Source organism: Laspinema palackyanum D2c (assembly GCF_025370875.1).
GTDB classification, from domain to species: Bacteria; Cyanobacteriota; Cyanobacteriia; order Cyanobacteriales; family Laspinemataceae; genus Laspinema; species Laspinema palackyanum.
Window position 1 is genome coordinate 194,131 of sequence record NZ_JAMXFD010000009.1, and the last position, 11,113, is coordinate 205,243.

At 47.1% G+C, this 11,113-nt stretch carries 9 protein-coding genes; all 9 read right to left on the reverse strand.

Annotated elements, in window-relative coordinates:
- Window positions 1–31 precede the first annotated feature (31 nt).
- The 9 genes from nusA to NG795_RS13600 all read right to left on the reverse strand — a co-directional run bounded on the left by nusA (window position 32) and on the right by NG795_RS13600 (window position 10,976).
- Window positions 32–1,162 (reverse strand): transcription termination/antitermination protein NusA, encoded by a 1,131-nt coding sequence (gene nusA, locus NG795_RS13560; RefSeq protein ID WP_367289187.1) that lies wholly within the window; start codon window positions 1,160–1,162, stop codon window positions 32–34.
- Window positions 1,163–1,529: 367 nt separating this feature from the next.
- Window positions 1,530–3,896 carry a CAP domain-containing protein gene (locus NG795_RS13565; protein WP_367289188.1) on the reverse strand — a complete coding sequence of 789 codons (2,367 nt, stop codon included), beginning with the start codon at window positions 3,894–3,896 and terminating at the stop codon, window positions 1,530–1,532.
- A 103-nt stretch (window positions 3,897–3,999) separates the two neighbouring features.
- Window positions 4,000–5,643 carry a GH3 family acyl-acid amido synthetase gene (locus tag NG795_RS13570; RefSeq protein ID WP_367289189.1) on the reverse strand — a complete coding sequence of 548 codons (1,644 nt, stop codon included), beginning with the start codon at window positions 5,641–5,643 and terminating at the stop codon, window positions 4,000–4,002.
- 184 nt (window positions 5,644–5,827) lie between these two features.
- Window positions 5,828–6,457 carry an acyl transferase gene (locus tag NG795_RS13575; protein WP_367289190.1) on the reverse strand — a complete coding sequence of 210 codons (630 nt, stop codon included), beginning with the start codon at window positions 6,455–6,457 and terminating at the stop codon, window positions 5,828–5,830.
- A gap of 41 nt (window positions 6,458–6,498) precedes the next feature.
- Window positions 6,499–7,224 (reverse strand): sterol desaturase family protein, encoded by a 726-nt coding sequence (locus NG795_RS13580; RefSeq protein ID WP_367289191.1) that lies wholly within the window; start codon window positions 7,222–7,224, stop codon window positions 6,499–6,501.
- A 26-nt stretch (window positions 7,225–7,250) separates the two neighbouring features.
- Window positions 7,251–8,273 (reverse strand): aromatic ring-hydroxylating dioxygenase subunit alpha, encoded by a 1,023-nt coding sequence (locus NG795_RS13585; RefSeq protein WP_367289192.1) that lies wholly within the window; start codon window positions 8,271–8,273, stop codon window positions 7,251–7,253.
- 5 nt (window positions 8,274–8,278) lie between these two features.
- Window positions 8,279–8,566 (reverse strand): 2Fe-2S iron-sulfur cluster binding domain-containing protein, encoded by a 288-nt coding sequence (locus tag NG795_RS13590; protein ID WP_367289193.1) that lies wholly within the window; start codon window positions 8,564–8,566, stop codon window positions 8,279–8,281.
- Window positions 8,567–8,665: 99 nt separating this feature from the next.
- Window positions 8,666–9,715: a Rieske 2Fe-2S domain-containing protein gene (locus NG795_RS13595; RefSeq protein ID WP_367289194.1), complete on the reverse strand. Its 1,050-nt coding sequence runs from the start codon at window positions 9,713–9,715 to the stop codon at window positions 8,666–8,668.
- A 31-nt stretch (window positions 9,716–9,746) separates the two neighbouring features.
- Window positions 9,747–10,976, reverse strand: a complete 1,230-nt coding sequence (locus tag NG795_RS13600) for a P-aminobenzoate N-oxygenase AurF (RefSeq protein WP_367289195.1) — start codon at window positions 10,974–10,976, stop codon at window positions 9,747–9,749.
- Window positions 10,977–11,113 lie beyond the last annotated feature (137 nt).

Here is an 11,113-nt window from a genome sequence, read left to right on the forward strand (position 1 = left end):
CGGGGGGGGATTGCCTAGAGGGGATGAAGCTCTAGGGTTCTGGGAGGGGTTTGAGGGTGATTTTCCACTCGGTGAGACGGGAAGCGAGTTGGAGATTTTGGTCGTCGGGTCCGAGGGCGACTGCCAACTGATCCAGAGGAACGAGCACTTCAGCGGATTGATTCTCCACATCGAGGGCGATCGCCCCTTCCACTTGTGCGGGAGCTAAAGCATTAGCAATATAGGTGGCGGGGTCTTCGGACCAGGGAATCACTTCGATTTTTTCCCCAGGGATTTCCTGGGCGATCGCATTGAGATGTTCCCCTAGTTTACCGATACAAGCTGCCACCGGATCAACTTCCGGATCCAGAGAATGGACCGCGATTTTAGTACGGGGGGCGATATCGGGTTTCGTGGGGATGGAATCTCGGGCGACTCCTTTAATTTCAACGATCGCCTGTCGAATTTCTGGAACGCGATCGCTAAACAAACCGGAAACCAGATAACTGGTGGCGCGGGACACCCGTAACATGGGTTTAGAACTAGGGCGATCGAAGACTTTTTTTAGATAAACCTTCAACTGAGCACCCTCTTGATAGTCATCATTGGGTAGCTTCTCATATTTGGGAAGTTCCGCTTCCACCAGGGGATGACCCGCACCTCCGCTGACTCCCAAGACGACCCCACGAGCATCACTTTTGAGGACCTTACCCACAAGAACGGTCCCCTTGCGATCGGCAAACGTCTCTTGAATGTATTTGCACTGCTGTTCTTGCAACTTTTGGGTGAGGACCGTTTTGGTTTGTAACGCCGCCAGACGACCGAAATCTCCTTGATTGGGAGTCACATCCACAATCACGCGATCGCCAAGTTTGACTTTTGCGCCCTTTTTAATCGCCAAATCCAGGGGAATTTCGCGATCGCTATCCTCCACCGTCTCCACCACCGTCTTCGTCGCAGTCACCCGAAACCCTTCAGCTTTCAGGTCAAGTTTGACCGCAAAATTTTCAAAGTAGTCTTCGGGAAAATCCTCATCATTGCGGACTTGGGTCCGACGATAGCGCTCATATCCTTTCAGTAATGCAGCTTTCAGCGCTGCCTGGACCGCAAGGGGCGGCAAAGAGCGCTGTTGACTCATCGTATCAAGCAGCGATCGGAGTCCGGGAAGACTGACCATCGACATTGAGAACACCTCCTACAACGCTGTTCCAAGTAGCTCTGCGCTTAGGGAATTTTACCTGAAAAGCTCACTCTTTTTTCTAATCATTCCCTGGGAAGGGTGGGGAGATTGAGGAGAGGGGGGAGATTATTTGTAGTAACGACTTTAGTCGTTGCTCTCGTGTTATGGCGGATGCCATAACACGAGCAATCTGAGGGTCTACCGCCTTGCCTGCTGGGGAACTGGAGAGAGCGCCTGACATTGGGGCCTGACGAAAGCATCCGCTTTCATCACGCGGTAACGACTGAAGTCGGGACGTTGAACAACTCCCCCATCCCCCCCATCAAGATAAGACCAATGACCAATGACCAATGACCAACGACAATTAACCTTAGACAAAATCGCCCGTTGTAATAATCAGGTTGCGGATCGCGGGATCGATGCCTTCGAGGAGAGCAATGACCACCGAGGTATCCTTCGCCAGGACAATAGTCGTGTCGCTGGGCGACTCTCCAATGGGTGCAGAAATGAGTAAGTCACTGACTGTTAGACCGCCAGTGAGAATAAACTTATCTTGTCCATCCTCAAAATCCGTAATGGTGGCAGTGACTCCGGGACGCAATACAAAGAAGTCCCTGCCTGCGCCTCCGGTATAAACCACAACTTCCCCAGCACCCCCATCGAGGGTGTCGCTGCCTTCACCACCGAGAATGGTGTCATTGCCATTGCCGCCGATGAGGAAATCGTTCCCGGCATCTCCCGTGAGGACATCATCCCCATCGCCACCATTGACGAGATCCTCCCCAGCACCACCGTTGATGGTATCGCTACCGGCAGCGCCTAATATACTATCGTTTCCGGCATCGCCGTTGATCACGTTGCTGCCTCCGGTGGCAACAATGGTATCTGCACCGTCCCCGCCGTTGATGGTATCGTTACCGGCACCCCCGATGAGACTGTCGTTGTCGATACCACCATCCAGTACATTCTCCCCATCCCCAGCAATTAGAGTATCGTTGCCTTCATCGCCAACGAGGGTATCGTTGCCTGCTTCTCCAAATAAGATGTCATTCTCCTGACCCCCGCGCATTTGGTCATTACCATCGCCGCCATAGAGGATATCTTCTCCTTCATTCCCCAAAATGGTGTCGTTGCCAATGCCGCCGAGTAAACTATCGTTTTCGGCACCTCCTTCTAGGAAGTCATTGCCCTCATCGCCTAAGAGGGTATCACGGCCCTCATTGCCAATTAAGGTATCGTTGCCTCCTTCGCCAAATAATAAATCCTCCCCAGTTTCGCCGAGGAGGGTATCATTTCCGGTCCCACCAAACAGGGTATCGTTTCCTAAATCCCCAGAGAGGAAATCCTCGTCTGCTTCCCCAAATAACAGGTCTTCCCCCTTGCCGCCAAAGAGGGTATCGTTCCCTACACCGCCTCGCAGGGTATCGCGGCCCTGGTTGCCAAAGATGTTGTCCTCCCCTTCTTGACCACTAAGTTGATCGTTACCTTCGCCGCCATAGATGCTATCGTTGCCTGCACCCCCAATCACGGTATCGTTACCGAGGTCCCCAAAGAGCAGATCGTTGTCGTCATCCCCAAAGAGTTGATCGTTATCTTGTCCCCCATAGATGGTATCAGCACCATCACCCCCGGCGAGGGTATCATCTCCTTGATTACCAAAGATGGCATCATTCCCGTCATTGCCGAAGACGGTATCGTTGCCTTCACCGCCAAAGAGTTGGTCGTTGCCATCCCCACCAAAGAGTTGGTCGTTCCCCTTGTCGCCGTACATGAGGTCGTCCCCACTTTCGCCGTAGAGGGTATCGTCATCTTGGCCCCCGTAAAGGGTATCGTTAGCGCTGCCGCCATTGAGGATGTCATTCCCCACATTGCCAAAGATGATGTCATTACCGGCTTGCCCGATCACATTATCTTCACCGGCTCCAGCATAGACGAGATCATCTCCGTCGCCACCAGCAATGGTGTCATTGTTGATGCCGCCACCGAGGAGATCGTTGCCGCTACCCCCTTCAAAAATATTGAATCCGGACTCACTGGTGAGGGTATCGTTGCCCTCATCTCCGGAGAGAAAATCGTTTCCGGGTCCAGCATCGAGGAAGTCCTCCCCTTGACCCCCGAAGAGGGTATCGTTCCCTTCTTCCCCAAAGAGTTGATCGTTCCCTGCGTTCCCAAAGAGGATATCTTCCCCAACGCGGCCAAAGATTCGGTCGTTCCCGGCATTACCAAAAATGGTGTCGTTGCTAACGGATCCAAAAATGGTATCGTCACCGACGCTGCCTTGGAGGGCGTTAGGGAAATTGAATCCCACAATATTACTACCTGCGGCACGGGCGGCAACGACTAAACTCCAGTAATGGTTCGCGTTAAAGTTGCCGGTATCGTTTTCTAGGAAGAAATAACCAACGCCGATATTATCAACTCCGGGTTTGAGGAGGGTGTCTCGCTGTCCGGGATCGTTGAACCAATTTTCGACGACTTGTTCTGGGGTGGGAAGGGCCGCCGCGATATTCTCCTGGAAGTTACTAAAGCGGTATCCCACTGCGCCCAACCGGCTGACTGTTGTGGAGCCATCTGAGCCGGTGAGACTGAAAAAGTCGTTATCCGCCATATCTTCGGCATGGATTTGGGCGGCTCGATTCAATTGAGAATCAAGGGCCACGGGCGGCAAATTGGCGAGGGCGCGTCGTTGATTGACTAGCGCTACAACCTGATTGATAAATTCAGAGTTGGTTGTCATCTCATTTTTCTCCTTTGGGCTTGCTTGCCTTATAATCCATCAAATCATAATGGCGCGTTTTCTATAGAAATGCCAAAGGAGAATGGCTGGGGTGAGTGGGGTTCTAAAAGGACCGACAAAGTTGGAAGTCCGAGGGGACCTCGGGAATCAAACGGGAATTGGCTAGGGTTTCTAATTCCTGCAAGAGTTGGCTTTCAATGGGTGCCGTTGCCAAAATTTCAGGTTTGAGATCCCCCCATTTTTTGCCGGATTGGGTCTGATATCGGATTAAGGCGTGGGGGATTTTTTTGGAGATGAAGACGCGGGGAGGGGCGAGTTGTCCTAATAAGCGGGCATGGCGATAATGGGGCGATCGCATGAGTTCACGATCTAACCGTTGGGCGATCGCCTCCGGTGGGTCTTGGGCTTCATCCAGTAACAATAGATAATGGGCAACGGGCTGGGTCACGGGGACGAGGGTTTTGAAAAAGGTGGTTTTTAAGCATAAGTCTTCGAGGACGGTTTGGACAAAGGTTTCGGAGAGCTTTTCCCCGACTAAATCGCTGATGCTGCGATCGCGTCCTAGGAATTCTAAACAGGGGGTTTTGTGATAAAAATGGGTGACTCGAATGCGATCGCCGATCCGATAACGATACAACCCCCCTTTTTGAGAAATAATCAGAGTATATTCTTCCCCCTGTTTAATCTCATGGAGTTTATAAATCTTTTGGTGATCATCCTCAAATTCAAAAAACACTTCATTGATCAGGGGAACAAATCCCTGGGCTGCAATCAAGGGAATTGTCATCGGCGCTTCTGTTGCCAGCAATCCTTTCCCCTGTACCATCACCCCGGGAAACAGTTTTCGCAGAAATTCCGCCTGTTCCCGCGAGTGACTACTATCCCAACAGGAAATCAGTTTCAGTTTCGGCCAAATTTCAGTCCAGGGAATCGGCGATAACCTCAACTGTTGGGCGCGTTGGCGAGAGATTTTCTGACCTAATTTCTCGATGAGTGACTCGCGATGGGTTTCCATATAATCTAACAGCACTTTCAGAAAGCTGGGACTCCAAATGGAAATGGCTTCTAAGCGGTCTTCGCATAACAGTTCTAAACTTAACTGTTCTTTGAATTCATCGGGGTTTTGTAGGTGTTTCAATCGAGGCGGTGCAACTAATACCAAACTGAGTAAAGCCCGCAACCACCCATCTAAATATTCAGAATCATCCGCCAAACCCCCAGATATTTCCGTGATAGCTTGGGGGTCTTTTAGTTGGGGGGAAATACAAAAATAAAACTTCCCCGTCTCAAATTTAGGTCCATTCTGAATCAGGTCATGCACCCACACACAAAACATGGAGTTGAAGCTAGAACGCAGGGATTGAGTATAGGGAATCCATTTAGCGGGTCCCCGACTCCCCGAGGTTTTTTCATAAAATAAAATTGGTTCAGGAGTCAGAGACTTTCCCGGCAAGGAAGTCTGGTTATCGGGTTCCTCCAGTTCCAAGTTGGATGTGGGATTAGCGTGTTCTATCCAGGCTTTAATATCCTCATAGTCTACAATCGGAATCTGATTCCATTGCTGATTTAAGGAAGCTTTTGGATCGGAGGTTAAATCCAGGGATTTACCATAATCACTGCATAGAAAATTTCGATAAATTTGTTGTTGGACGGCCCGCTGAGACCTCCGAGGAATTTGTAAGGCTTGGGAAAATTTATGGGCATACACCCCGAGCAGAAAACAAAAAAGTTTGATAATAGAACGCATTCTGGTTATCCAATGACAATGGGCTGAATCAACAATTGGAGATAATTGACAATGCAAAAATTTAGGATTATTTGGCCCCCATCAAGAAAATTTTAATGGGCTAAAGTCCTGAAGGAAACCCCCATCATTATCAACTCATTATTTATACAGCCTAATTTTCCTATAATCCGCCTTTTATATAAATTTAATTAGGGGAATCATGGCGGGGAGTGATTTTAGTATTGGGATAAAGATGGGTGGCAATGGGAAGATAAGCGCCATCGGCGATGGTGACTCCCGGACCGAAATGTGTCCCAGAACCGACAAACACATTATTGCCAATTTTGACGGATTTTACATATAGCATTAAGTTGTTATGTTTGGGTTTAATCACATGACTGTAAATCCCAACTCGATGACCGACAATGGTGCGATCGCCTACTTCTAATAATGCGCGATCGGCCAGTTCTAAAATTGGCATCCAATAAATCCCGCGCCCAATTTTTGCCCCCCACAATCTCAACCACAGGGAAAAAGCCCCGGGAATCAGTCTTAAGACGGATTCAATCGCAGGAAATGTAATATAAATCGCCTGAATTTGATGCCCTCCCCACCAAGGAGAATAATCTGGCCCTTTCAAATAAGAAATTCCTTCTTTTAGGGGATAAAAATAATCATGAATCCGATAAACCATTACCGGAAATCCATACAAAGAAAACAGTAAAGCAAAAATCCCTAAAATGCCCGGATAGAAACAAATCCACAGAAAAGATGCTGCGGTCATTCCCATGACGATCGCTGGAAAGAAGGAAAGAATCAAACTGAGTAAGGTCATTGAAGTTAATTTTATAAATTAAACGCGGCTAAAACCATAGATTAAAACGGCCAGATTAACTTTTGAACTAAGGTTAAATCCGTAGAGATTCCCAAAGCATTCGGTGCCTTGTTACTGTCATGATTTGTGCCATGTAATCGGTCCCATAGTTTTAAATTTGCTCCATAATTGACCCCAGCAGACTCCCTAGCATGATGCCATGCATGATCTATTGGTAAAATCAACCAAGGGGAGAGCAAGCGATGCAACATCGTGCCTGGTAAAGGTTCGATTTCACTATGCCGCCATAAATCTAAAATTGAGGTCAAACTTACCCCAATAATATAGGCAGTCGGGTCTTGTAGCGAATAGATAAATAGAGCATGAATCCAGAGGTAAACGATTAAAAAACTGGTCCATAAAGTATTGCGAGAAGTCCCGAGAACTTGCCGGTCAGTCATGGTATGATGAACCAGATGCAACCTCCACAACCAGCGACTATGCAGGAAGCGATGATTCCAATAATACAGGTAATCCACCCCGGCAAAACTTAGGCAAAATGCGAGGAGAGGATGTAAGGTAAACATTCCGCGACTGTCGGGGATAAAATACTGATAGACTTGATAAATCAGAACCAATTGCAATAGCGGAATTAAAATGCCTTGAAAACATAAGCCAATTCCATCTAGCAGCCAATCTTGCCAAGATTTTTCCTTGAATTTTGCCCAGTGTTCTGTTCGGATTACCGTCAAAATTACCAAAGTGCCAAATGCGATAAAAATAGCCATAAATCTCCTGATGTAGTGGATAAACCCTAAACCCAAAAGTTAACGGTTACGGATTTTTGGGGAAGTAATCTCGGGTCTTCCCCGGCTGAAATGGCCTTGCGAATGGATTCGACAAAGACATGAATGGTATCCGCTGGAGTATTGGCAAATTGAGTGCCATATTTCTCAATCACCTCTTGCTGAATCCGCAAAATTTCTATATCTTGCTTAATAATATATTGGGCAGTCCAGCGCACAAAAGGACGGGCGATTTTGTTCCAAATGCCATAATTAAAAGTCACATCGGTATAAACTAACGTGGAATCTTCTGCTTCGGGAATCGACTGACTGGTAATAAAAAACCGACGGTTTTCTCCAAACTTATATTCCACACTGGTCACATTCGGCATAGAAAACTGGTCTGTATGGGAAATTTCCCCGCCTTGAGGATTTAAAAACCGGGAATACCATCCCAAATTGGTGGTTTCATTCCGATAGGTGACAAACACCGAACCATCCCGGCGTTCCACGGTCATTTCTAACTGTTTTTGCTGGGGTTTACGAAAAACTCCAGGATGCACCGAGGCGGTATGAGGGATATCAATAAAGTTTTCAGCACAATTAGTGACATTGTTGCGAAATCGGTTAATTACGCGCACAGTTTCCCATCCCGGTTTGCCGTAATAAGGCATGGGAAAAGGCTCAAGATTGAGATTAGGATTCTCTGCTAATCGGACATAAATATAGCCGTCTTTTTCTTGAGTGGGATAAGAATGAGTCCGACGAGAGGCAAGGTTTTTAAACTGTTCTCCTTCCGCAGGAACTGCTACGACTTGACCCGATTTATCATAAACCCATCCATGATAGGGACAATGCAGCATCCCATCGCAGACTTTGCCACGAGAGAGACGACTATTGCGGTGCATACAGCGATCGCGTAATGCCACCACGTCCCCCAGTTCATCCCGAAAAATAGCCAACCATTCGCCCAAAATCGTGCGAGAAAGCACTGTTTTGGGTTTCAGTTGATCACTGAGGGCCACCACATACCAAAAGTCTTCAAATCCCATAATTGCTATTCCTCAAAAGGGGCGATCGCAATATCATTCGTCACATCCACTTGACAAGCTAACCGCGCTTGCGGATTTCCCGGAGCTAAAATTTCTAAAACCTCTCTTTCCTCCAAATTAGCCGGGGGAATATCTCCCTCAATCACACACAAGCAAGTCCCACAAATTCCCGTCCGACATCCAAACAAAATCGTTGAATTCTGCACGGTCAAATAATTAGCCAAATTGTCATGCTGAGGTAAGGCGATCGCTGGATAATTGGTCCCTGGAAATCTCACAAAACAACACTTCATAAAAACCCATCCTTTAGTTTATTTCCTCGTTCCCAGGCTCTGCCAGGGAATGCTCAATTGGAGGCTCTGCCTCCTGCTAATCCCACCCCAAACAACCTTTTATTCCCTCTCAACCCGAACTTTTGACCAAACCGAAGGCGTTAATCGCTCTACATATTTCATATACTCCACCAACGGGCGATCGATACTCAGCAAAGCATTCGGATTGTACCGGATATTGTCATAAATCTTCCCATCTTCCCCCTTTAAAAATAAATAAAGCATCTTCGTACAAAACAATAAAAAGTAGGTAACAACCCAACCCCAAATTCCCGGACGACGGGCGGCTACATAAATATTTTGCACCTTAATTTTCCCCGGTTCAACGGGAAGATAAGCATAAATCATGTGCAAGGGTGGAAGCAATTTAACATTTTTCATTGTGGTTAACAGCCCCAAACAAGCATTCTGATATCTCATGCTATAGGCATAATTTTCCCCTAAAAATTTCCGCGCTAGTTGTTCTCGCGGGGTGGTATTCGGAAATTCCCCACTGAGGGTAAAATCCATCAGACTACCGGATTCATTTTCCTCTAACGTCAGTTTCATATTAATATTAACTTTATGCACCGTTTGCAGATGTTGAGCATCAATCCCATTCATCATGCAAATGTGATGATGGCAGGTGCGTTCAAACGGGCGATCGCGAACAGCAATCACTTGTTTTCCCTTAAGTTCATCGAATTCTGCTACCCCTTCCGGGGCCTTTGTATCGGGATAAACCCAAATCATGCCATATTTTTCATCAGTGGCATAAGATTGTAATCGGGCTTTTTCCGGAATGCTGGATTGACAGGGAATATCCTGACAGTTTCCCTCTCCATCAAACGCCCAATGATGGAAAAAACAGCGGATTAAATTCCCATCCACTCGCCCAATTCCTAAGTCAGTTCCAAGATGGGGACAATAGGCATCTAAGGCGCGGACTTTGCCATCTTCATCGCGAAAAATAACAACTTGCTGTCCGCAGACTTCCAAGGATTTAGGTTTATTTCGGGGCAGTTCTTCACTGGGACAAGCAATGTACCATCCTTTGGCAACCACATCCCAGTTATTAAAGATTTGCATCTCGGTTCGAGGTTGGGTGTTTTGATTCTGCCGGGAATTCATGGGATTTTAAGGGGGATGAGAGGGATAAATGTTAATCTAAAGCAACTTGCAATAAAGGACGCTGAGGATGGGTAAAAGGGGCCGAAAAACGCCGAGAGAGCGCTTTTTTCTGCGTGGCTAGATAGCGAGGAATCGAAGTTGCTGCCATAATAGACATTTCACGGTTACTTTTCCAGGCATAGTCCACTTTTTCGAGATAGAATTGATAGGATGCCCTTGCCTCTTGATGGGTTTGATAGCTGCGATGGAGTCCTTCAGTTTCCTTGGTAAAGCACTCTTGCATCATCTGTTTGGCATCCGGGTCACTCATGGCAAAGACGGGCGATCGCAACAGTTCATAAATCGCCGAATAGAGGGCCGGGTCGTACCAAAATATCCCATTAATCGCTACGGAAAAATTAGCGTGGTCTTTCTGGCATCCGCGCAATCCCAGGTTGGCGACAAACGCCTCAAATGGGGTGGGCTTTTTCAAACAGTTAACTACTTCATGGGATAGCAGGGTTGAACTATTAAAATGAAAGCTCTCATCTAAAAAATGATAATAAGAGATTTTAGCCGGGATTGGAGCATTTTCTTGGTCTGGGTGATGTTGGTAATATTGGCTTAACTTATGCTGGACCAATTTTCCGTTTAAGGTTCGCAGTCCGCGCACGGTAAAGTATTGACAAGCTAGAAATGTATTCCCGGAAGAGAGCATTCCAAAGTAGCGGAGTTGGAGTTGTTTCCACCAGGTTTTTAAAGCATTGGTATCGGCGTGAACCATTGTTTCGGTGTAGGGTCCGCGCATGGGGTAAGTGAAGATGCGTTTGCCAAATAATGCTGCTTCTACTTGTTCTGAAATGGTTTTAAAGGCATTAATATGTGCCCGTTCTTGGGCGGATTCTAAATCTAGCATATCGCAGACTAAGCGAAAGTCTTCCTGAGCATATAATCCAGCGGCGCTGGTTTGATTAAACAGGATTGTAGCAATTTCTGCGGAGATGATTTGGGAGTAGTAAGCGACCCAGTAGAGGTGATTGAGGATAAGCTTTTGGGTGGGGGTGGATTGGTCCCAGAGGGGGGTTCCGTAGAGGAGGGAAAATTCTTCGGGGTTCCAGTATTCTTGTTGGCAATTGGGATAGGAGAATTTGCCGGCGGCTTGGTCGATGGATGCGGTTTGGTCTTGTTGTTGATTGCGGTGGTAGTTGAGTTGGAGTTTTCGGTAGATTTTTTCGTGTTCTAGGAGGGTGTTGGGTTTGGGTTCGTTGAAAATGTTGTTCATAATTTGGATGAATGGGGGATGGGGGAGAACGACTGAAGTCGTTACTACGAACTAAGATAAGAGAACGACTGAAGTCGTTACTACGAACTAAGATAAGAGAACGACTGAAGTCGTTACTACGAACTAAGATAAGAGAA

Bases quoted from the DNA above. Each gene is read 5' to 3' on its own strand.
- NG795_RS13570 (WP_367289189.1), bottom strand. From the start codon at position 5,643: ATGCGTTCTATTATCAAACTTTTTTGTTTTCTGCTCGGGGTGTATGCC.
- NG795_RS13590 (WP_367289193.1), bottom strand. From the start codon at position 8,566: ATGAAGTGTTGTTTTGTGAGATTTCCAGGGACCAATTATCCAGCGATC.
- NG795_RS13580 (WP_367289191.1), bottom strand. From the start codon at position 7,224: ATGGCTATTTTTATCGCATTTGGCACTTTGGTAATTTTGACGGTAATC.
- NG795_RS13600 (WP_367289195.1), bottom strand. From the start codon at position 10,976: ATGAACAACATTTTCAACGAACCCAAACCCAACACCCTCCTAGAACAC.
- NG795_RS13565 (WP_367289188.1), bottom strand. From the start codon at position 3,896: ATGACAACCAACTCTGAATTTATCAATCAGGTTGTAGCGCTAGTCAAT.
- NG795_RS13585 (WP_367289192.1), bottom strand. From the start codon at position 8,273: ATGGGATTTGAAGACTTTTGGTATGTGGTGGCCCTCAGTGATCAACTG.
- NG795_RS13575 (WP_367289190.1), bottom strand. From the start codon at position 6,457: ATGACCTTACTCAGTTTGATTCTTTCCTTCTTTCCAGCGATCGTCATG.
- NG795_RS13595 (WP_367289194.1), bottom strand. From the start codon at position 9,715: ATGAATTCCCGGCAGAATCAAAACACCCAACCTCGAACCGAGATGCAA.
- nusA (WP_367289187.1), bottom strand. From the start codon at position 1,162: ATGTCGATGGTCAGTCTTCCCGGACTCCGATCGCTGCTTGATACGATG.